The organism is Pseudomonas sp. NPDC089392, assembly GCF_044749595.1.
In the GTDB taxonomy this organism is placed as follows: domain Bacteria; phylum Pseudomonadota; class Gammaproteobacteria; order Pseudomonadales; family Pseudomonadaceae; genus Aquipseudomonas.
Map to the genome: position 1 here is coordinate 14,042 of NZ_JBIVIF010000015.1, position 21,325 is coordinate 35,366.

A 21,325-nucleotide genomic window follows, 5' to 3' on the forward strand; every position below is an offset into this window, starting at 1 on the left:
CCCCCCAAATTGCCAGCAGTATGCCAGACCTGTCAGACGTACGAATCGTCTTCCGAGAAGAACCCGCCACCATCGCTGCCATAATCAGTGTCGGCGTAGCCACCCTGATCATTGCCCCAACCACCATTGTCTGCCATGTGCTGCTGCCCGCCCTGGTCATTCCAGCCGCCGCTGTCACTGGCTGGCGTGGGCTCTTCCTTGATCACCTCGGCCACCTCTTCCGGCTGCGAGTTGTGGTTGAACAGGCTGCTGATGCCCTGCGCCAGCAATACACCACCCGCCACACCGGCGGCGGTCTGCATGGCGCCGCCAAGGAAACTGCTTGCACCACCGCGCGCTGGCGCGGCACCAAAGCCAGGCTGCTGCGATTGCGGCTGGGAGAAGCCCGGCGCCGACGGCTCACGCCAGCCGCCAGCAGAGGCTACAGGAGCTGCCGAAGGGCGCTGCGGCTGCACTGCCGGGGCCGTATTGCGCCCATTCGAGCCAAAGATGCTGGACAGGAAACCACCACCGCCGTTGGCCGGTGCACTGTTGGCGGCTTGCGCTGCCTGTGCGGCCTGGGCCTGGGCACGGGCCTGCTGCAGCTCAGCCTGCAACTGCTTGTTCTGCTCATCGAGGTGCTTGATCGCGGCCTCCTGCACCAGGATCGCCTGGGCCATGTAGTAAGGCGCCGCCGGCTGCTGGCGCAGGTGTTGCTCGATGCATGCCTGGGCCTGCGGGTCACGCGGTTGGCTTGGGTCTTCGGCTTGCTTGATGCGGCCGAACAGGCCGTCGATCAGGGTTTGTTCTTCAGTGTTCATGGGGCGACCTCGTGGGGTAGCGGGACAACGGACAGCGTCAAAGATGGGGCGTACAGGCTCAGGATTCAATCACCGGCGCAGTGAAACTTTTTTCAGCAAGTGACAGCCCCAGGCCCGCTTTGGGCTAAAGTGATGCCCTTGTTTTTACTGCCATGCGATGTTGACTGATGAATCCGCTGAGCGTCCTGCGCGACTCCCTGTACTTCTTCCGCCGCCACTTGCCGAACATTCTCCAGCTGTGCCTGCCGCTGGTGGTGCTGGAAGCCCTGCTTACCCAACTGCTGTACCGGCAGCTGGGCGACCAGGCATCGCCGGCCTACGGCATGCTGGTCAGCCTGCTGTTCTACCCGCTGTACAGTGCCGCACTGATCCTTTACCTCGACACCCGCAGCAACGGCCAGGAAATCGCCAAGCGCGACCTGTTCGCCCGCGCCGTGCAGCTGTGGCCGCAACTCGCTTTGCTGATCCTGATCAGCTCGCTGCTGATCATGGCCGGCCTGGCGCTGTTCATCTTCCCGGGCGTGTGGATCATGATCAACCTGGTATTCGCCGAGTACCTGCTGGTATTGCGCGGCAGGCCGGTGATGCTGGCCATGCGCGAAAGCGCCAGCATGACCACCGGGCACTTCATGCGCATAATGGTCTGCGTGGTCGCTGTGCTGGCACCGATCTGGCTGATCGACGGGCTGCTGCTGATGGCCTTCCCCGAACCCTCCCCCGCCATGGAACTGGCCATGGACAGCCTCAGCGGCTTCCTGCAGCTGTTCAGCACCGTGGTGCTGTACCGTCTGTTCATGCTGCTGGAGGGTCAAGCGGGCGCATAAGGAAAGGATACGGCCTGCTGGCAGCGGCAGCGGGCCGATACGGTGGCAGCTCCTTTGATCATTCAGGAGCACTACCATGAATCCCGCTATCCAGGCCACCTACGGCAAAGCGTTTTGCGGCAAGTTGTACCAGCGCGCGGCGGGGGCCAACACCTCTCTGCGCATCACCAATGAAAGACAGCAAGTCGATGACTGGGTCAGGGTCGGTGGCGGCCAGGACTCACCGCTCATGGAGTTCCATTTCCAGTCCACCCGCAATAACTGCCTGCTGTATTCGATCTGGATCATCCAGGGCCGTGACGGCAAGCAACTCGGTATCAGCAGCAATGGCTACCTGGGCTTCTACAGCTCGGCGGCGGTCAAGGCGCCGTGGCAGCTGGAACCGCTCGAACTGACTGGCGAAGGCCTGCTATGCAATCTGCTTGACGACAAGGGCCGCCGTGTATCGGTACTTGCCAGCGAGGACAGGATACTGAACGTATCCAAAGGCGAACCTTGCACCTTCCTGCTCAAACCGTTAGGCCAATGAGGACTGAGAGGAGGACGCATGGACCAGCAAATCAACATCCTCTACGCCAACTCGTTCCGCGGCCAGTTCTACCTGCGGTCAACCACCGGCAACATTCCGCTACGCCTGAGCCGCAGCAGCGACAAATGGAATTGGGGCTTCACCCCGGAGGATGACTGGTTGCAGGTGGGCGGGCGACAGGACTCCCCGGTGATGCACTTTCATTTCCACTCGCGCACCGACGATCGCCTGCACTACCACATCAGCATTCCAGGGCACCCGGCAACCAAGACGTTGGGTATCAGCCGCAACGGCTACCTGGGCTTCTACTGGAATGCCGAAGTCACCGATTACTGGAAGATTGAACCGCTGAAGTTGACCGACGAAGGCCTTGTCTGCCATCTACGCGACCACCGTGGCCACCGGGTGGGTACCATCAAGGATGCGCCACACCACAACGGAGGCTGGGTGGCCTTTCTCAACGTCGAGGAAGGTAACGTGTTCACCTTCCTGCTGAAACAGGTCGGCTGACCGGCTGGCGCGTGCGCTCAGGTGCCCCGAGGCTTGGCCCGCGCCGTAGCCTCGGCCACCAGCGGGTCATCCGGCCAGTAATGCTTCGGATAGCGGCCTTTCAGGTCCTTCTTCACCTCGGCGTAGGTCGTGCGCCAGAAGTTGGCCAGGTCTTGGGTCACCTGCACCGGGCGGCGAGCCGGTGACAGCAGGTGCAGCTTGACCTGCTGGCGGCCATTGGCGATGCGCGGGGTGTCGGCCAGCCCAAACAGTTCTTGCAGGCGCACGGCAAGAATCGGCGGGGTTTCGCTGTAGTCCAGGCGAATGTTGGAACCGGACGGCACGGCAAGGTGCGCGGGGGCCTGTTCTTCCAGGCGCTGCGGCAGTGGCCAGGGCAACAGGTTGCGCAGCATCGACGGCAGGTCCAGCGCGGCGAAATGGCTGAGGCGCGACACCTTGCCCAGGTAGGGCTGCAACCAGTCCTCCAGGCTGGCGAGCAGGGCCTCGTCAGCCAGGTCGGGCCATTCGCTGTGGCCCCCCTTGGCCAGGTCGAGCTGGCGCAGCAGCGCCACGCGCGCCTGCCATTGCCGCAGCTCCGGGGTCCAGGTCAGCAGGTTCAGGCCTTTGCGCCGGACCAGCCCAAGCAGCGCCTTGGCCCGGGCATCGTCATCCAGGCCAGGCAGCGGTTCGCGGCGGAGGACCAGTTCGCCAACCTTGACCTGGCGCTCGGCGCGCAACACCTGTTCGCGCTCATCCCAATCGAGGATATCAACCCGCTCGACCTGCTCCGCCAGCACGCCATCGAGCAAGGTCGAATCGAACTCGGCTGCGAGGTAGATGCGCTCTTCACGCTGGCCCTGGCGGCTACCCAGATCGGCGATTACCAGCCACGGGCACTTCATCAGCGCGTCGACTTCGGCAAACAGCGCCGCACGGCCGTTGGCCAGCCGATACTCGGCACCGCCCTCGCGGCGCTGCTGGGCGACGCGGTCTGGATAGGCCAGCGCCAGTAGCGCGCCCAGCCAGCGCGGATGATCCGGGTTGCTGACCGGCGCACCGGCCTTGCCACGCAACAAGCCGCGGTACTGGCGAGCCAGCTGGCGGGCACGCTGCACACCGCCCTGGCCGCCACGCGCGGCCTTGCTCTCACCGCTGACCAGCGCCAGGCGGCTATGCAAGTCGGCACCACCGCCGCGCTGGATATCCCGCTCGCCCAGCAGCGCAGCCAGGTCACAGGCCATCTGTGCCAGGCCCAGGTCCAGGCCACGCAACAGCAAATGCGCGATACGGGGATGCGCCGGCAGCTCGGCCATGGCCTGGCCGTGTTCGCTGAGGTTGTCGCGGCTACCCGGTTTGAACGCGCTCAACCGCGCCAGCAGGTCCTGCGCCTGGGCGAACGCTGCAGCGGGTGGCTGGTCGAGCCAGCGCAACTGCTCGGGGGTAACGCCCCAGCGCGCCAGTTGCAGGGCCAACCCAGCCAGGTCGGCGTGCAGGATCTCGGCACTGCCATGGGCGGCCAACTGGTCATGCTGGGCCTCGGACCACAGGCGGTAGCACACGCCCGGTTCCAGGCGGCCGGCACGGCCGGCGCGCTGGGTGGCACTGGCGCGGGAAATGCGCTGGGTGTCCAGGCGGGTCATGCCGCTGCCGGGGTCGAAGCGCGGCACCCGCGCCAGGCCGGCGTCAATCACCACGCGCACGCCGTCGATGGTCAAGCTGGTCTCGGCAATGTTGGTGGCCAGCACTACCTTGCGCTGGCCCTTGGGCGCCGGGTCGATGGCGGCGCGCTGGGCATTGAGGTCGAGTTCGCCGTGCAGCGGGCACAGCAGGACCTCGGGCCGCTCGCCCAAGGCCTCCTGCAGGCTCTGGTGCACCCGACGGATCTCGGCCTGCCCAGGCAGGAACACCAGCACACTGCCGGTCTGGTCGGCCAGCGCCTGCAGCACGCTGTCCACCACCCGCGGTTCGATGAATTCGCCAGGCTGGAACGGCCGGCCCCAGCGGATATCTACCGGGTGCATGCGGCCCTCACTGCTGACCACCGGGGCATCGTCCAGTAGACGCGACAGGCGCTCGCCTTCCAGGGTCGCGGACATCAGCAGAATCTTCAACGGCGGGTCGTCACGCAACAACTCACGGCCGTTCAGGCTCAACGCCAGCGCCAGGTCGGCATCCAGGCTGCGTTCGTGAAACTCGTCGAAGATCAGCAGGCCCACGCCCTCCAGCGCCGGGTCAGCCTGCAGGCGGCGGGTGAGGATGCCCTCGGTCACCACTTCGATACGTGTTTTCGGCCCGACCTTGCTGTCCAGGCGAATGCGGTAGCCCACCGTTTCCCCAACTTGCTCACCCAGTTCGCTGGCCAGCCGTTCGGCCGCCGCCCGCGCCGCCAGGCGCCGTGGTTCAAGCATCAGGATGGTTTGCCCGGCAAGCCACGGCTCGTTCAACAGCGCCAGCGGCACGCGGGTGGTCTTGCCGGCGCCGGGCGGCGCTTCAAGCACCGCTTCGTCACGGTTTTCCAGTGCCTGGCGCAAAGCGGGCACAACGGCATCGATAGGTAATGAAATCATGGTGGCCCTCAAACAGTCCCGCGAGTATAACGGCGAACCCAGCCTGCTCTATCATGGTCTTAGCTTCAGGCGCAGGCGCTTCGCTTGCCCTGCTGAACACCTTTTCGGAGATTTACATGCGCACCCCAACCCGCGTCATCGGTGGCGCCCTCGTCGTCACCTTGCTGACCCAACTGACGGCCTGCGGCACCATCTTCTACCCGGACCGTCGCGGCCAGATCGGCGGCAAGATCGACCCCGTGGTTGCCGCAATGGATGCCATCGGCATCCTGTTCTACGTGATCCCGGGGCTGATCGCCTTCGGCATCGACTTCGCCACGGGCGCCATCTACTACCCAGGCGGGCGCAGCGCCCAGGTCGACCCGGCCAAGCTGCAAGAAGCCGTCAGCCCTGATGGCAAAGTCGACAACCTGAAGTTGCAGGCCATTCTCGAAAGCGAGCTGGGCCAGCGCCTGCCGCTGGACGACCCACGGCTGATCCAGCACCGTGGCAGCATCGAACAGCTGGCCAGCCTGGGCCTGGTACCTGCGGCCTAAGCCACAAGGACACTGACCAAGGATGACCACCACCCCGGCTGAACACCAGCGCCTGCTACGCCTGGCCACCCGCGCGTCACTGGCCGTGGCCAGCATCCTGGTGCTGAGCAAGGCGCTGGCCTGGTGGCTGAGCGGCTCGGTGAGCTTGCTGGCCGGGCTGACTGACTCGGCACTGGACGCCGTGGCCTCGTTCCTCAACCTGCTGGCGGTGCACTACGCCCTGCGCCCGGCCGACGACGATCACCGTTTCGGCCATGGCAAGGCCGAGGCCCTGGCCGGCATGGCGCAGGCGCTGTTCATCGGCGTGAGTGCAGTGCTGATCGGGGTGCAGGCGGTCGAGCGCCTGCACAGCCCGCAACCGCTGGGTGACACCGCCATCGGCATCGCGGTGATGTTACTGTCGCTGGCGCTGACCGTTGCCCTGCTGGCACTGCAGCACAAAGTCATCCGCCTGACCGGCTCCACTGCCGTGCGCGCCGACTCCCTGCACTACCGCTCGGACCTGCTGCTTAACGGCAGTATCCTGCTGGCCCTGCTGCTGGCGCGTTTTGGCTGGCCGCAACTGGATGCACTTTTCGGCCTGGGCATTGCCTTCTACATCCTCTGGAGCGCGTTGCAGATCGCCCGTGAGAGCACGGCCATCCTGATGGACAAGGAGCTGCCCGGCGATGTGGGTGAGGACATGGCCATGCTGGTGCTGGCCATTCCCGGGGTGAAAGGCGTGCATGACCTGCGTACGCGGGTATCGGGCAACCAGTGGTTCGTGCAGTTGCACCTGGAGCTGCCGGGGCAATTGCCGCTGCATGAGGCGCATGGGCTGTGCGTCGAGGCTTCGCGCGTGATACGCCAGCGTTATCCACAGGCGGATGTGATGGTGCACGCCGACCCGGTATGAGGTATTCACCCATAACTTGCAGCTAGCGCGATCCTTGTAGGAGCGGGTTCACCCGCGAACACCGGCGCCGCCGGTGCCATGTACCGCGTCATGCCCTTCGCGGGTAAATCCGCGCCTACAACGGGCCGCGAAGGCCTCAGTTGATGCTGTACCCCCGCCCACTGAAGCAGGCCCCCAGCGCCCGCTGGTAAATGCTGAGCACATTGGCCGGCGGCGCGTAGGTCGCCGTCGCCGGGTCAAACCCTGACTGGCTTACCGCCCAGCGGTGGCACTGGTAGCGGTCCTGCTCCTGCTGATCCTGCCCCTGGCCATGCATCGGGTAAGCCACCACGTCATAACCACCATTCGCAGGTGCCACCGGGACCGGTGCTGGCACGCCGACCGGCGGGTTGACCACTACGTACTCCTGGCTGTCCGCCAGGTACTGGTAATAGGTATCGGCCACCAGGAAGAACAGCGCACCACCCAGCCAGACTTCCTGCGCATAGGGCGGCAGGTAATTAACCCGCACGCCATAGGGCGGGGTCACCACGATGTAACTGCCGCCATGCGGGCGGTACCAGTAGCCACCGGAGTAGAAGTAATCATTGCCGCGATAAGGCACTTTCCAGTAACGGTCGGGGAAATGATCGATGGTGTGCCCTGGACGATACTGCGGTCCGGGGCCCCAGCCATTGCCGTGGCCGTCCGGGCGCCCCTGCCAGTGGGGGTCATCACCATGACGGCGTGGAATGTCCTGGTAATAGCCCTGGCGCGGCGGCTGGGTCTGGCGCACTTCGTCGCGCGAGTTGAGCGAGCGACCAGGCCCACCTTCACCTTGCACTTGCTGACCGTGTTCACCGTGCCCCTCGCCCGGCCCTTCGGCCAAGGCCCCAAGGCTGATGCTCAAACCCAGCAAACCAACACCTGCCAACGGCCAGATGCGCGACTTCATGGTATTCCTCTCGGTAGAATAAACTGCACCCGCAACCAGTCTACCGCGCCCATCACACAGGCCAATTAAAATTCCGGTCATGAAAAAAGGGAGGCCACAGGGCCTCCCTTCAGGAATTGTCGTCCGTGCTCGGCACTTGTGGCGCCGGCTCACCTCACACCGTCTTCTGGAGGGTGTGTAGCCCGGGGGCCTGCAGATCCTGTTGGATGGCTGGCCGCGACCGCCCGCCTAGGGCGCGTCGCCGTGGACTGATGTCCGGGCAGTGATTCTGTTGATAAAGATACCGGACAGGTTGCGACAGAGGATTGCGAAGATTGCTCAGATAAATAGCACTTGCGCAATTTTTCACCATGGATTGATAATTCACCGCAATCCGAACAGAAAAGGCAAATGCCATGAGCAAACTTGACCGCTACGACCTGAGCATCCTCGCCGAATTGCAGCGCGATGCGCGCATTTCCAACCAGGAACTGGCCGAGCGCATCGGCCTGTCGCCTTCGCCGTGCTCGCGTCGGGTCAAGCAACTGGAGGACGACGGCTACATCTCGCGCCAGGTCGCCCTGCTCGACCGCAAGAAGCTGGGCCTGAGCCTGACCGCTTATGTACTGATCGGCATGGACCGCCACACCCCGGAACGCTTCGAAACCTTCGAAGCGGCCATCCGCAACCTGCCACAGGTGCTCGAATGCAGCCTGGTCACCGGCATGGATGCCGACTACCAGCTGAAAGTGGTGGTGCCCGACATGGACCACTACCAGAAACTGCTGCTAGGCAGCCTGACCCGTATCGACGGCGTCACCAGCGTGCGTTCCAGCTTTGTGCTCAACCAGGTCTTGGCCAGCACCGAGCTGCCATTGACCCACCTGCGCTGAATGCCTGCGCCAGCCGGCGTATAATCGAACGCTCAACCCGCCTGGAGTACACCGATGGATCCCGCCGTATTCGAAGAGTGGATGATGATCATCCTGGTCACCGTGCTGATCGGTTTCATGGGCTTCATCGTCTGGGACCTGGCAAAAAAGTCCAAGGCGGGCAAGTTCGGCACGCTGATCCTGTTCTTCGTGCTGGGGCTGGGGGTGCTGGCCTTTATCATCAAGAGCGTGGTGGTGGGGTTTCTCGAAGGGGTTTAGGGCATTGAGAATGCCGGGAGCGCTTTGCGGCCCCCTCTAGCGCTGCAATTTTGCCGGAGCTTCTCGCCAGCACCCCTGCTCCAGCCCATCCAGCGCCCAGTCACCAATCCGCACCCGCACCAGGCGCAAGGTCGGCAACCCCACCGCCGCCGTCATCCGTCGCACCTGGCGGTTGCGCCCCTCGCAAATCACCAGCTCCAGCCAGCTGGTCGGCACGCTCTTGCGAAAGCGCACCGGCGGGTTGCGTGGCCACAGCTCAGGCTCGTCCAGGCGCCGCGCCTCGGCTGGCAAGGTCGGCCCGTCGTTCAGCTCCACGCCATCGCGCAAGCGCTGCAACTGCTCGTCGCTCGGCTCACCCTCCACCTGCACCCAGTAGGTCTTGGCCAGCTTGTGCTTGGGGTCGGCAATCCGCGCTTGCAGGCCGCCATCGTTGGTCAGCAACAGCAAGCCTTCACTGTCGCGGTCCAGCCGCCCGGCCGGGTACACACCCGGGATGTCGATGAAGTCCTTGAGGGTCGCGCGCCCTTCACCGTCGCTGAACTGCGTCAGCACGTCGAACGGTTTGTTGAACAGGATCAGGCGCGGCTCGGCCGGCGGCGCCTTGGCCTGGCGACGCGGGCCGGTGGCAGGCCGCGCCTGGGGGCGGCGCGGCTTGTTACGGGGTGGCAGTGACATGGATCCTCAGCGGAACGGCGGCTCATCGAAGCTACGCAGTTTACGCGAGTGCAGCGAGTTGAGCTCGGTACGCAGCAGGTCGAGGGCGGCAATGCCGATCTTCAGGTGTTGGCTGACCGCCCGGTTGTAGAAGGCGTTGGCCGAACCCGGCAGCTTGATCTCGCTGTGCAGCGGCTTGTCGGATACACACAGCAAAGTGCCGTACGGCACCCGCAAGCGGTAGCCCTGGGCAGCGATGGTGCCGCTTTCCATGTCTACCGCCACGGCACGCGACAGGTTGATCAGCGGCCGTTCCTGGGCCCAGCGCAGCTCCCAGTTGCGGTCGTCATAGGTCAGCACGGTACCGGTGCGCAAGCGCTTTTTCAGTTGCTCGCCACGCTCGCCAGTGACCTGCGCGGCGGCCTCCTGCAAGGCCAGCTGCACTTCGGCCAGGGCCGGGATCGGGATGTTTGGCGGCACGACGCGGTCAAGAATGCCATCGCGGCGCATGTAGGCGTGGGCCAGCACGTAGTCGCCTATGGTCTGCGACTGCCGCAAGCCACCACAGTGGCCGATCATCAGCCAGCAGTGCGGGCGCAGCACCGCCAGGTGGTCGGTGATGTTCTTGGCGTTGGACGGACCGACCCCGATGTTGACCAGGGTAACGCCATCGCCATCTCCGGCGATGAGGTGGTAGGCCGGCATCTGATAGCGGTGCCAGACCACGCTGGCCACCAGCGCCTGGGTTTCACCGTGGTCCATGCCCTTTTCGATCACCACGTTGCCCGGCAACACCATGCGCACAAAGCGTGGATCGTCTCGCAGCTGGTCCAGACCGTGGCTGATGAACTGGTCGACATAGCGATGGTAGTTGGTCAGCAGGATCCACGGCTGCACATGGCGCCAGTCACTGCCGGTGTAGTGCACCAGGCGGCGCAGCGAGAAGTCGACGCGCGCGGCATCGAAAAGCGCCAGCGGCAGGACTTCGGCACGTTCCCAATCGCACAGGCCGTCGGCGATGTTGTCGGTGGCAGCCGACAGGTCAGTGCTGGGGAACACCCGCGCCAGCTGCGCGGCGGTAATGCCGCTGCCGGCCAGTTCGTCGCCCTGGTCGACCACGTAGGGGTAAGGGATATTCTGCTCGCTGACGCCGACCTCTACCGTGACGGTGTAGTCGTGCATCAGTGGGCGCAGTTGCTCCAGCAGGTAGCCACGGAACGCGGCGGGCTGGGTGACGGTGACGCTGTAGGTGCCGGCCACCTGAACCTTGGCGTAGGCGCGGGTGGTGGCGGCGACTTCACCGTGGCTGTAGTAGGTCAGGCGCAGTGCCGGGTAGCGGAACAGATCGCGCTCATCGGCATCAGGCTCGGTACGGTCCTTCAGGTAACGCTTGAGGGCCTGGCTAAGGGCACCGGTGGCCTGTTCATGCAGGGCCGCCAGACGGTCGACGGCCTGTTCGGGGGTATCAACGACTACAAAAGCGTGGCTCACACTGTGCTTCCTGTCTGGACATGCATGTGAACCATCTTGCCTGCCTTCTGGGCTAATTACATCCCCATTGATCGGTGTTAATCAGCAGGCCAGCACTGGTCCCTGTAGGAGCGGCCTTGTGTCGCGATCGGGCTGCGAAGCAGCCCCAGCAATTTGTGCAGCTGTGCTGATACCCTGGGGCTGCTTCGCAGCCCTTTCGCGACACAAGGCCGCTCCTACAGGTCCACTGATGGCGTCGCCCTTGCCACCAATGCCTCCACATCCACACCTCGCGGCAACGCCCCATACACCCGGCCACCACCCGCCAACCGGCTGCCAATGAACGCATCACTCACCAGCGCATTGCCCGCCTCCAGCAGCAGCTTGGCCTGCAATGCCAAGGCGATATCCTCGGTCAACTGCCGCGCGCGGTACTGCATGTCGCCAGTATCGGCAAACGCGCCCTTGAGGTTGCCGATATGCGCCGCCAACCGCGGGTCGCCATGCCCATCGCCCAGTTCGGCGAACAACGCATCGAGCACTCCCGGCTCCTTTGACAAGGCCCGCAGCACATCCAGGCACTGCACATTGCCCGAGCCTTCCCAGGTCGAGTTGACCGGCGCTTCGCGGTACAGCCGTGGCAGGATGCTGTCTTCCACATAACCCGCACCGCCCAGGCACTCTGCGGCCTCGTTGATCATGGCTGGCGCACGTTTGCAGATCCAGTACTTGCCCACCGCCGTGACCAGCCGGGCGAAGTGCGCCTGTTGCGGGTCGTCGAGCTGCTCCAGCGCCTGCCCCATGCGCAGGCTCAGGGCCAGCGCGGCTTCGCTTTCCAGGGCCAGGTCGGCCAGCACGTTCTGCATCAGCGGCTGCTCGTTCAGCACCCGCCCGCCAACCTTGCGGTGCGCGCAGTGGTGGGTTGCCTGGGTCAACGCTTGGCGCATCAACGCGCTGGAGCCGACCATGCAATCGAAGCGGGTCATGGCCACCATCTCGATGATGGTCGGCACACCGCGCCCCTCTTCGCCGATCATCCACGCCAGCGCGCCACGGAACTCCACTTCGCTGGACGCATTTGAGCTGTTCCCCAGTTTGTTCTTCAGGCGCTGGATATAGAGCTGGTTACGGTTGTCGTCCGGGCGATGACGCGGCAGCAGGAAGCAGCTCAGGCCTTTTTCGGTTTGCGCCAGGGTGAGGAAGGCATCGCACATGGGCGCCGAGCAGAACCACTTGTGGCCGACCAGCTCGTAGGCCTGGCCCGGGCCTGGCGCACCGACCGGGTAGGCGCGCGTGGTATTGGCACGTACATCGGTGCCGCCCTGTTTCTCGGTCATGGCCATGCCCAGGGTGACCCCGGCCTTGTGCCGGTCGCCGACGTTGCGCGGGTCGTACTCGCAGGCGAGGATCTTCGGCAGCCAGTATTCGGCCAGCTCGGGTTGCAGGCGCAGTGCCGGCACGGCAGCGAAGGTCATGGTCAGCGGGCAACCGGTACCGGCCTCGGCCTGGCTGTGCAGGTAGGTCATCGAGGCGCGGGCCACATGGGCGCCAGGACGGGGTTCGGCCCATGGCAAAGAAGGCAGGCCGTGTTCTACGGCGGTGCGCATCAGTTCGTGGTAGGCCGGGTGGAATTCGACCAGGTCGATGCGATGGCCGTAGCGGTCGTGGCTGATGAATTCGGGTTTGTGCGCGTTGGCCAGGAAGCCCGCCTGCATCAGTGGGCCGCCGGCCAGGGCACCGTAGGCATCGATCCGCGACTCGGCCCAGCCGGCACCGAAGCGCCGTGACCACTCCTGCAGTGGCAGGTCGAGGCGGTACAGGTTGGCACCGTCGAGGGACGGCGGCTGGTTGGTGACTTCGTGGGTTTCAGCGTACTGGTGCAGGTTCATCGGGGGCTCCTGGATCCGGGTAGGCTTGAGAGACCCAGTGAAGCATTCCCTGTGGGGGAGTCAAAGTGGCATTCGTGACTAAAGGTGTGGTGGTGGGGGCATGGGTTGGGGTGGGGGGGTTGGCAGGTGTATGGCTTGGGCATGTGTCAGGGCTGGCAGGTGCATACCTTGAGTATGAGTCAGGGCTTGCAGATGTATGCCTTAAGCATGCATCAGGGCTGACAGGTGTTCGCCACAACACATTCAGCGCCTATGAGATCGAGCGCCGCCCGCGCGGCGCTTCGCGGGTAAACCCGCTCCTACATTTGTTTCGGGCCAGTTATTCCTGAGACAGAGGCGCGCGGCCCCCTGGCGTTCACCTCGATATCGTGAGGTACAAACAAGGCGGTCGCGCGCGCTGGAACAGGTGATACTGGCCCGAAACAAATGTAGGAGCGGGTTCACCCGCGAAGCGCCGCGCGGGCGGCGCTCGATCTCATAGGCGCTGGAAATGTCTCGGTGAACACCTTTCAGCCCTGACCCCATCTCCTCGCCTTACTTCCCGGCAGTCAAAGCGTTATAGCTGGTCATCAGATTCCGATAATCCGGAATATGGTTCGAGCACAGCGCCGCCAGCCCTTCAACATCATTGCGCCAGTCACGGTGCAGCTCACAGGCTACGCCGAACCAAGTCATCATCTGCGCACCGGCCTGGCTCATACGGTTGTGGGCAGCATCACGGGTCATTTCATTGAAGGTGCCGGAAGCATCAGTCACTACGAACACTTCAAATTCTTCTTCCAAAGCCGACAGCGCCGGGAACGCCACACAAACTTCAGTCACCACACCCGCAATGATCAACTGCTTCTTGCCAGTCGCCTTCACCGCCTTGACGAAGTCTTCGTTGTCCCAGGCGTTGATCTGGCCTGGGCGGGCGATGTATGGGGCGTCCGGGAACAGTGCTTTCAGTTCCGGCACCAGCGGGCCGTTGGGGCCTTGTTCGAAGCTGGTGGTGAGGATGGTCGGCAGGTTGAAGAACTTGGCCAGGTCAGCCAAGGCCAGCACGTTGTTCTTGAACTTGTCCGGCTCGATGTCACGCACCAGCGACAGCAAGCCAGCCTGGTGGTCGACCAGCAGTACGGCGGCGTCGTCTTTGTTCAGGCGGTTGTAGGTGAATTTGCTCATGGTCTGCGCTCCTAAGGGTTTTGATGTTTTTAGTAAGTTGGGTGTTTCGCGTTGATGGGAGAAGATTAAAACCACCACCTTTGGAGCGGTAGATAGCGGTTTTTGGCTTTAGCGTTCTGTTTTGTGAACGATGAATTTGTATTGGCTGCACTGGCCCTTTCGCGGGTAAACCCGCTCCTACAAGGGATCGCGCGCCCTTCAAGTTATGCACAACTTCTGTGGGAGCGGGTTCACCCGCGAAAGGGCCGGCACTGCCGTCAAAAAAACATGTAGTACAAATCTCTATCTCTTGTAGGGCTCTTCCTAAACCCTTCCCGCCCCAAAATACCCGCCCACAGCCTGCTAGGTTCCTGGCTCCCACCTTGAAAAAAGAGGCGAGCCATGAGCATGCGCATGAACATCTTTGGCCGATACCAAGGCCTGGACGGCGACCAAACCACCACAGGCGCCACCTGCATTGCCAGCCAGGCCAGGGGCCGTGTGCATGGCCGCAACTGGCTGCTGCAAGGCGACCCGACCACACCCTGCCCGCTATGTGGACAAACGGGCACCATCGTCGAGGGCGAATCGCGCTGGCGGCAGGACGGTATTCCAACGGCTCTGGACGGCGCACTGGTGCAATGCGGGTGCCCACAGGGCAGCAATCGCGTGGTTGCGGGTGGGTCTGCAACACCGGCCTCGCACAGGGCACCGGCAGCTGAGCCTGTTCGTCAGGCACCCGCGCAGGCTCAGGCGAGTAGCCCGATCAGAGGTACCTATCAGCCAGAAGTGGCTCAGCCTTCGCCCACTCCACAAGGCATGGAGCCTGGGTTCTACATCGTTCCCCGCAGCATGTCTTACGAGCAGGTTTTGGCCAACCTCAGAGACACGGAATCCATCCTGCCGGGTGCAATGTTGAAACGGCTCAACCCGACTTACCAGCAGGGGTTCAAAGCAGGGGAAATTTTCATTATTGGCGACCCACGCTACGGGCACGCCTGCACTCGCCAGGAACTGCACGCGATGAGTGCGGCGGAATTCGCACGCGAAGCGTTGGCAAGTCTGACACCCGAGGAAGCCAACTTCATGATGCGCCACCAGGCGGATATTGCCGGCTTGCTGAGCGATGCGAGCCTGGCGATGGGGGTAAGCGAGGCCATGATGGCTAGGTCGTTGGAGGAACTGGGTACAACGCTGCGTAATATTGAAAAGCTGCATCAGCAGCAGTTTACGAAACATGGGCATTTGCGTAGTCCTGAATTTTTTGCTGAACGCAAAGAATTGTTTAATCAGCTAAGTGCCAAATTGAGGGCCGGCCTTCTGAACAAACGGATGGAACTTGGCAGTCACGATACCTTGCGGCGGGGTTTGGGGATCTCTAGTCGTAGCCTTGTTCATCATTGGAGTAAAGCTGGAACACCTGGGAATATTCCGGGATACTCAACACACCTCGAAAAAGTGGCAAGCATGTCTAAATACCTGAAAGCTGGAGGGTATGTAGGCATAGCTTTGGGTGGTGGATCATCATTACTAAAGGTTCAAGAAGCCTGCAAATCGGGGGACACCGCTGCATGTAAAAGACTCAGTTTTACCGAGGCAGGAAGTTTTTCAGGAGGCCTAACAGGTGGCGCCTTAGGTGCATCCATTGGGAAATCCGCAGCCGGCTTTGCTTGCGTCAGTTTCGGAGCCGTAAGCGGAACTGTATGCGCCATTGTAATGGTGGGAACAGGGTCTCTTGCCGGAAGTGTCGCAGGCATGAACGCTGGGGAGTACATCGGCGAGGAGCTATATGAATTTATCGAGCACGAATGATCATATGGAATTGATATGGCGCCTAGCCTTTGTCGCGACACCTTTTGCACTTGCACTGATCGGACTAGCCATGACAGCAAATCTCGCTCGCATCCAAAACTACCGAATATTAGAACAAGCCTTGAGAAGAAGCCCATGCCTAAAAACTGCAACAGAGATATGGAGCAATAAAAGCTTTCATTCTCGAATGTCAATTGTCTCCACCCTGACCGGCATTGCATTGCACCCTAAGTTTTTCTTGAAAAGAAAACTTCTTGATGAAACAGATGCGTCTAGCTTTCCTTACTACCTGAAGGTCAGAATGCGCATTTCGTTCTGGCTACTGATGACAAGCTTGTTATGGCTAACAATAGCCGCCACGTTAATCAAATTGAATTATTTATAACTCACAAGCAACATTTTTCGACATTGTACCCAATTGGATATTGCCCAGTCGCTTGTGCTGGGCAATCAAGGGTACATGAGCTTGTTCGTGAGGTGCCTGGCTGCTACATCGTTCCGCGCTGCATCACATTTCAAGAACATATGGGGGAACTGACCGTCGCAGGTAATATACAGAACAGGTGAGAATATTATGGAATTTTCAGCGAAAGCCATGAAATTATTCATGGCGACGACGTCATGCTTCATGATCATGATCGGACTGGCATTCTATATTCGCTTGGCGCAAGCGAAAGCTCTAGAAAAAATGATTTCAGCACTACCAAGCAGTTACTGGCTGAAATTGAATATTGCCATATGGGGCAAACGGAATCTTCGCTCACGACTACAGCTAGTAGGAGTCGTATCTGCCATGTTGTTCTGGCCAATAAAAAACCTGCACATCCGTCACAACAAACTAGACCAAAAAGATATTGACAACTTCCCGAAGCACTTAAGAAAACAACTACTGATCTGTAACTGGCTGCTTTACCTAGGCGCAGTCTGGTGTGGCATAACCTACCTCATATACAGCTAGCCACTAAAATGAGAGCCCGCCCAAATAAGTCAGCCGAATATAAATTTCGAAAGACTGGACGGCACCAGCGACGCCGCTGTTCGCGGGCACGCTCGCTCCCACAGGAATTGTGCATATCTTGAACGAAGTGCGATCCCTGTGGGAGCGGGCATGCCCGCGAAAGGGCCGGCCCAGTCAATACAAGGTCAGCGCATCAAACCCAACTCGGCATCATCCAGCAGCGCCTTGGCCATGGCTGCGAATTAATGCGATGCCCACATCATTTGCTGGTCGCCATCCATCAAACCGGTCAGCGACAGGTCACGCGCATAGCCCATCAGCTCAGAGGCCTGCTCACGGGCGCTGCGGCAGGGGATGCCTTCGGCGATGCGGAATAGTGGGTGGGTTTGGCCTTCGCCCTGAAAGAAGTAGGTGACACCGGGGGTGGTTTTGGTTTCGTCGGTCATGGGTTTTCCTGATTGCTAGTTAAACCCTGAAATGCTTGCTGTAGGTTTCCACACCCGATCGCTGAACCGTCAGCGACAGGCAAAGCCTAGAGGGCGGGATTTGCAGGAACAATCAGACGCGTGTGGACAGAGGTTGTAGGGTATTTCGCAGGGGGTGGAGTTGCCAGTGCTGGGGCGTAGGAAGAGTCTGGGATTGTTGTAGGTTGTTGGGGGCATGGCGGGAAGGCATCAGGGCTGAGGTGTTCGCCACAACATCTTCAGCGCCTGTGAGATCGAGCGCCGCCCGCGCGGCGCTTCGCGGGTAAACCCGCTCCTACGTTTGTTTCGGGCCAGTTATGCCTGTGATATCCGCGCGCGAACGCCTTGGCGCATGTCTCAATATCGCGTCATACAAACAAGGCGGTCGCGCGCGCATGGCACAGGACGGACTGGCCCGAAACAAACGTAGGAGCGGGTTTACCCGCGAAGCGCCGCGCGGGCGGCGCTCGATCTCATAGGCGCTGAAAATGTCTCGGCGAACACCTCTCAGCCTCCCCCAACCCCACACCCTCAAACCGAACGACGCTTCTGCAAGATACCCACCGGCACCTGCACCTGCGAAACCGCCATATTCAAACTCAACTCAAACCGGCTCCCCAACCCCCGCGTCGACTCATGCGCCAACCGGGCCCCGAGCAACTCGCCCATCTGCCGGCAGATCGACAACCCGATCCCCAACCCGCCATAGCGCCGGGTCATCGAGCCATCCACCTGGAAAAACCGCTGATACAAGGTCGCCTGGTCCAGGTCATCAAAACCGATCCCGCTGTCACTCACCGTAAAGGTCAACGCCAGGTCATCCGGCCCCACCCGACGCCCGCGCACCTGGATCATCACCCCGCCCTGATGAGTGAACTTCAGCCCGTTGTCCACCAGGCACCCCAGGCAGCGCGCCAGCTTCTGCCCGTCACCCAACAGCCCATCCGGCAAATCGGCCGGGATATCCAGGCTCAGGTACAAGCCTTTACCCAAGGCCTGCCCGGCATACCCGGCACGCAGGCTCTGCAACAGCGTGCGCAAGCTGAACGGCACCGGCTGTGCACGCAGGCGGCCGGCCTGCAGTTCAGACAAGGTAAGAATCGCATCAACCATGTCCATCATGCCCTGCGCCGACCCCACCGCCGTACGGTGGTACTGGGCCATCTCGCCTTCCATCGGCAGCGTATGCATCAACTCCAGCGAGCCAATCACCCCATTCATCGGGGTGCGCAGCTCATGGGTCACGCTGGCCAGGAACTCATCCTTCAGCCGGTTACTCCTGGCCAGCTGCAAGTTCAACTGCTCCAGCGTGCGCCCAGTCTCACGCAAAGTCTGCGCCTGCTGCTCGCGCAGGCTGTTGATACGGTCGGCCAGCGCCAGCGACAGCAGCGCCACCTCCAGCGCCGAACCCAGCTGGCTGGCATACATGGTGATGAACACGTTCGGCAGGTAGCCCAGCACCATCAGGGTGTTCACCAGGCCGCCCAGCAGGAACGCCGTCCAGGCAATGATGAACCAGCGCGCCACGCGCAAGCCTCGCCACCAGGCATACAGCCCGGCGCTGAAGATACTCACGGTAAACAGCAGCGCCAGCAGCGTGGCCATGCGCAGGGCCAGGCCATAGGGCATGCTCACCGCCAGCACCATGACCACCGCGCCCCCCAGCATCAGCGCCTGCAACAGCCGGTCAAAGCCGCGGCTGATACTGCCCATCTGCAGGAAGTGCCGGGCAAACTGGCAACCGAACAACCCGGCAGCACCAATGAACAGCGGTGTCGAGGCATTCGCCCACCATGGGCTGTCCGGCCAGAAATAGGCTACACCGGCACCGTTCACCGACACCTGATAAAAGCCGAACGACGCAATATAGAGGATGTAATAGAGGTAACTGACATCGCGCACGCTGAGGTAGATGAACAGGTTGTACACCAGCATCACCAGCAACACGCCGTAGATCATCCCCAACACATACAGGCGCGTGGGCTGGTCCTCCATATAAGCTTGGGGGGACCACAACGCCAGCGGCGCCTGCACCGAGCCCTGGCTGTGCAGGCGCAGGTAGGCGGTGGTCACCTGGCCAGGCGGCAGCTGCAGTTCGAACAGGTAGTTGTTCTGGCGGATTTGCCGGCTGTCGTAGGGCAAGGCATCGCCGGTACGCTGGGCCAGGCGGTACACGCCGCGGTCATCGGCGAGATACAGCTCAAGATGATCCAGTGGTGGATAGGCCAGCTCCAGCAACCATTGCCGGGGGGCGGCACCGAGCGGGGCGACGGGGCGCAGCTCGACCTTGAGCCAGAACACCGAAGTGGAGTAACCGGCGTTCAGCACGTCTTCATGATGGGGGCGAAAGCGTTTGGCGAACCCGGGGGCGCTGACCTGGGCGATGCTGGCACTGCCATCGAGGTCTTCGTAAACCTGCATGGCCTTGCCCAACGGAACATGCCCGGTCGCGTCGTCGAAATCGACCGCTCCGGCCAGCATGGGCAGCAAACCCAGAAGCACAATCAGCAAATAGCGCATACAGCCCCAGCATGGCCTGTCCGGTCGCGTCGCGGTTGCCTCCCATCCGTTTGAGACGACGTGATCCGGCAGAACCCGTTTGTCGAGTTATCCGAGCACTCTAGCATAGCTTCACAACCTGGCAATCGGCCATAACAAATCACAAAGAAAAGGCTCTAACTCAATGCTTTCAGAATAAAAACAAAAACAAATCTGACCGAACGATCAGTAAATCTCGCTTGTCGGACGATCCGCCCAAACAGGTTTGGTGGTAAGCTCGCCGACCATGAATACCTACAGCTCCCGCCCCGTTGTCCTCTGTCTCTCCGGCCACGACCCAAGTGGCGGCGCCGGCTTGCAGGCAGATATCGAAGCCCTGATCGCCCAAGGCTGTCACGCTGCACCTGCAGTGACCGCCCTGACCGTGCAGGATACCGTCAACGTTTCCGACTTCCGCGTGCTCGACCGCGAGTGGGTACTGGCCCAGGCCAATGCCGTGCTGGCCGACTCCACGGTCGCCGCCGTCAAGCTGGGCATGCTCGGCTCGATCGAGATGGTCGACACCGTCGCCGAACTGCTTGCCGCCCACCCGCACCTGCCGCTGGTCTGCGACCCGGTACTGCGTGCCGGTGGCGGCGGCCGCCTGGGCAAGGACGAAGTGGGCTATGCCCTGCGCGAACGCCTGCTGCCGCTGGCGACCATTGCTACACCGAACCTGCCCGAAGCGCGCATCCTCGCCGAACTGCCCGAAGGTACCGCCGACGAGTGTGCAGAGAAACTGTTGCCGTTCTGTAGACACCTGCTGATTACCGGCGGTCACGGCGACGAAGACGAAATTCACAACCGCCTGTACACCCAGGACGGCCAGCAACACACCTGGACCTGCCAGCGCCTGCCAGGCAGCTACCACGGCTCGGGCTGCACCCTGGCCAGCGCCCTGGCCGGCCGCCTGGCCCTGGGTGAACAACTGGAAAGCGCCGTACGCAGCGCCCTGGACTACACCTGGCGCACCCTGCGTGACGCCGAGCAGCTAGGCAAGGGCCAGTTCGTGCCACGCCGCCTGCCGTTGGATTTCTGTTCCTGATACGAGGCCTTCAATGAAGCTACGCGGTCTGTACGCCATCACCGACAGCCAGCTGCTCGCCGGCCGTTTCCTGTCTCATGTCGAGGCGGCCCTGGAAGGCGGCGTGTGCCTGCTGCAATACCGCGACAAAAGTGACGACGCGGCGCGCCGCCTGCGCGAAGCCGAAGGGCTGCTGAAGCTCTGCGAGCGCTATGGCACCCAGCTGCTGATCAACGACGACGCCGAACTGGCCGCGCGCCTGGGCGTTGGCGTGCACCTGGGCCAGACCGACGGCCCGCTGACCCCGGCTCGTGCCCTGCTCGGCCGCCAGGCGATCATCGGCTCCACCTGCCACGCCAGCCTTGAGCTGGCCGCCCAGGCTGCCAGCGAAGGCGCCAGCTATGTGGCCTTTGGCCGCTTCTTCAATTCCGTCACCAAGCCGGGCGCGCCCGCTGCCAACACCGACCTGCTGGAGCAGGCCCGCGCCCAGGTGAAACTGCCGATCGCGGTGATCGGCGGCATTACCCTCGACAACGCTGCCCCGCTGGTCGCCCATGGCGCCGACCTGCTGGCGGTGATCCACGGCCTGTTCGGTGCCGACAGCGCGCAGGAAGTCACCCGCCGCGCCCGCGCCTTCAACGCCTTGTTCGCATCCTGATTCGAGAGAAC

Annotated in this window: 21 protein-coding genes; 12 read left to right on the plus strand and 9 right to left on the minus strand. The window is 62.3% G+C overall.

Annotation, left to right across the window (positions count from 1 at the left end; genetic code table 11):
- Positions 1-32 precede the first annotated feature (32 nt).
- Positions 33-800, minus strand: a complete 768-nt coding sequence (locus ACIP1G_RS14840) for a DUF2076 domain-containing protein (RefSeq protein WP_400738195.1) — start codon at positions 798-800, stop codon at positions 33-35.
- Positions 801-967: 167 nt separating this feature from the next.
- On the opposite strand from ACIP1G_RS14840, the gene ACIP1G_RS14845 reads away from it, so the two are divergent.
- The 3 genes from ACIP1G_RS14845 to ACIP1G_RS14855 all read left to right on the plus strand — a co-directional run bounded on the left by ACIP1G_RS14845 (position 968) and on the right by ACIP1G_RS14855 (position 2,663).
- Complete coding sequence (locus ACIP1G_RS14845; protein WP_400738198.1) at positions 968-1,624, plus strand: YciC family protein; 657 nt, start codon at positions 968-970, stop codon at positions 1,622-1,624.
- Between the two features lie 76 nt (positions 1,625-1,700).
- Positions 1,701-2,153, plus strand: a complete 453-nt coding sequence (locus tag ACIP1G_RS14850) for a hypothetical protein (protein WP_400738200.1) — start codon at positions 1,701-1,703, stop codon at positions 2,151-2,153.
- An 18-nt stretch (positions 2,154-2,171) separates the two neighbouring features.
- On the plus strand, positions 2,172-2,663 hold the full coding sequence (locus ACIP1G_RS14855) for a hypothetical protein (protein ID WP_400738203.1): 492 nt from the start codon (positions 2,172-2,174) through the stop codon (positions 2,661-2,663).
- Between the two features lie 17 nt (positions 2,664-2,680).
- Here ACIP1G_RS14855 and hrpB read toward each other — a convergent pair whose 3' ends face one another.
- Entirely contained in the window at positions 2,681-5,209 is a 2,529-nt protein-coding gene (hrpB, locus tag ACIP1G_RS14860) for an ATP-dependent helicase HrpB (RefSeq protein WP_400738206.1), read from the minus strand.
- A gap of 116 nt (positions 5,210-5,325) precedes the next feature.
- Between hrpB and ACIP1G_RS14865 the strand changes: the two genes are divergently transcribed.
- Both ACIP1G_RS14865 and ACIP1G_RS14870 read left to right on the plus strand, forming a co-directional pair.
- Positions 5,326-5,745: a polyribonucleotide nucleotidyltransferase gene (locus ACIP1G_RS14865; RefSeq protein WP_400738208.1), complete on the plus strand. Its 420-nt coding sequence runs from the start codon at positions 5,326-5,328 to the stop codon at positions 5,743-5,745.
- A 22-nt stretch (positions 5,746-5,767) separates the two neighbouring features.
- Positions 5,768-6,640, plus strand: coding sequence for a cation diffusion facilitator family transporter (locus tag ACIP1G_RS14870; RefSeq protein ID WP_400738210.1), 873 nt, complete (start codon positions 5,768-5,770; stop codon positions 6,638-6,640).
- Between the two features lie 136 nt (positions 6,641-6,776).
- Here the strand turns inward: ACIP1G_RS14870 and ACIP1G_RS14875 are convergent, their stop codons facing one another.
- On the minus strand, positions 6,777-7,574 hold the full coding sequence (locus tag ACIP1G_RS14875) for a DUF6515 family protein (protein WP_400738213.1): 798 nt from the start codon (positions 7,572-7,574) through the stop codon (positions 6,777-6,779).
- A gap of 395 nt (positions 7,575-7,969) precedes the next feature.
- Between ACIP1G_RS14875 and ACIP1G_RS14880 the strand changes: the two genes are divergently transcribed.
- Both ACIP1G_RS14880 and ACIP1G_RS14885 read left to right on the plus strand, forming a co-directional pair.
- Positions 7,970-8,446 carry an Lrp/AsnC family transcriptional regulator gene (locus ACIP1G_RS14880; RefSeq protein ID WP_125462492.1) on the plus strand — a complete coding sequence of 159 codons (477 nt, stop codon included), beginning with the start codon at positions 7,970-7,972 and terminating at the stop codon, positions 8,444-8,446.
- A 54-nt stretch (positions 8,447-8,500) separates the two neighbouring features.
- Positions 8,501-8,704: a DUF2788 domain-containing protein gene (locus ACIP1G_RS14885; RefSeq protein WP_003249787.1), complete on the plus strand. Its 204-nt coding sequence runs from the start codon at positions 8,501-8,503 to the stop codon at positions 8,702-8,704.
- 36 nt (positions 8,705-8,740) lie between these two features.
- On the opposite strand, the gene ACIP1G_RS14890 is transcribed toward ACIP1G_RS14885, so the two are convergent.
- The 4 genes from ACIP1G_RS14890 to ycaC all read right to left on the minus strand — a co-directional run bounded on the left by ACIP1G_RS14890 (position 8,741) and on the right by ycaC (position 13,881).
- On the minus strand, positions 8,741-9,379 hold the full coding sequence (locus tag ACIP1G_RS14890) for an rRNA large subunit pseudouridine synthase E (RefSeq protein ID WP_400738216.1): 639 nt from the start codon (positions 9,377-9,379) through the stop codon (positions 8,741-8,743).
- Positions 9,380-9,385: 6 nt separating this feature from the next.
- Positions 9,386-10,849 carry an AMP nucleosidase gene (amn, locus tag ACIP1G_RS14895; RefSeq protein ID WP_400738218.1) on the minus strand — a complete coding sequence of 488 codons (1,464 nt, stop codon included), beginning with the start codon at positions 10,847-10,849 and terminating at the stop codon, positions 9,386-9,388.
- Between the two features lie 215 nt (positions 10,850-11,064).
- Positions 11,065-12,717 carry an acyl-CoA dehydrogenase family protein gene (locus ACIP1G_RS14900; RefSeq protein WP_400738220.1) on the minus strand — a complete coding sequence of 551 codons (1,653 nt, stop codon included), beginning with the start codon at positions 12,715-12,717 and terminating at the stop codon, positions 11,065-11,067.
- Positions 12,718-13,251: 534 nt separating this feature from the next.
- Positions 13,252-13,881, minus strand: a complete 630-nt coding sequence (ycaC, locus tag ACIP1G_RS14905) for an isochorismate family cysteine hydrolase YcaC (protein WP_400738222.1) — start codon at positions 13,879-13,881, stop codon at positions 13,252-13,254.
- 381 nt (positions 13,882-14,262) lie between these two features.
- On the opposite strand from ycaC, the gene ACIP1G_RS14910 reads away from it, so the two are divergent.
- The 3 genes from ACIP1G_RS14910 to ACIP1G_RS14920 all read left to right on the plus strand — a co-directional run bounded on the left by ACIP1G_RS14910 (position 14,263) and on the right by ACIP1G_RS14920 (position 16,630).
- A complete protein-coding gene (locus ACIP1G_RS14910; RefSeq protein WP_400738225.1) occupies positions 14,263-15,672 on the plus strand; it encodes a PAAR domain-containing protein in 1,410 nt (469 codons plus the stop codon).
- A gap of 4 nt (positions 15,673-15,676) precedes the next feature.
- Positions 15,677-16,057 (plus strand): hypothetical protein, encoded by a 381-nt coding sequence (locus ACIP1G_RS14915; RefSeq protein ID WP_400738227.1) that lies wholly within the window; start codon positions 15,677-15,679, stop codon positions 16,055-16,057.
- A 189-nt stretch (positions 16,058-16,246) separates the two neighbouring features.
- Positions 16,247-16,630 (plus strand): hypothetical protein, encoded by a 384-nt coding sequence (locus tag ACIP1G_RS14920; protein WP_400738230.1) that lies wholly within the window; start codon positions 16,247-16,249, stop codon positions 16,628-16,630.
- A 242-nt stretch (positions 16,631-16,872) separates the two neighbouring features.
- On the opposite strand, the gene ACIP1G_RS14925 is transcribed toward ACIP1G_RS14920, so the two are convergent.
- Both ACIP1G_RS14925 and ACIP1G_RS14930 read right to left on the minus strand, forming a co-directional pair.
- Positions 16,873-17,076 carry a DUF3077 domain-containing protein gene (locus tag ACIP1G_RS14925; RefSeq protein ID WP_400738232.1) on the minus strand — a complete coding sequence of 68 codons (204 nt, stop codon included), beginning with the start codon at positions 17,074-17,076 and terminating at the stop codon, positions 16,873-16,875.
- A gap of 549 nt (positions 17,077-17,625) precedes the next feature.
- Positions 17,626-19,614: a sensor histidine kinase gene (locus ACIP1G_RS14930; RefSeq protein ID WP_400738234.1), complete on the minus strand. Its 1,989-nt coding sequence runs from the start codon at positions 19,612-19,614 to the stop codon at positions 17,626-17,628.
- Between the two features lie 265 nt (positions 19,615-19,879).
- On the opposite strand from ACIP1G_RS14930, the gene ACIP1G_RS14935 reads away from it, so the two are divergent.
- Both ACIP1G_RS14935 and thiE read left to right on the plus strand, forming a co-directional pair.
- Positions 19,880-20,677 carry a hydroxymethylpyrimidine/phosphomethylpyrimidine kinase gene (locus tag ACIP1G_RS14935; RefSeq protein ID WP_400738237.1) on the plus strand — a complete coding sequence of 266 codons (798 nt, stop codon included), beginning with the start codon at positions 19,880-19,882 and terminating at the stop codon, positions 20,675-20,677.
- Between the two features lie 13 nt (positions 20,678-20,690).
- Positions 20,691-21,314: a thiamine phosphate synthase gene (thiE, locus tag ACIP1G_RS14940; RefSeq protein ID WP_400738240.1), complete on the plus strand. Its 624-nt coding sequence runs from the start codon at positions 20,691-20,693 to the stop codon at positions 21,312-21,314.
- The last annotated feature ends 11 nt before the right edge of the window (positions 21,315-21,325 follow it).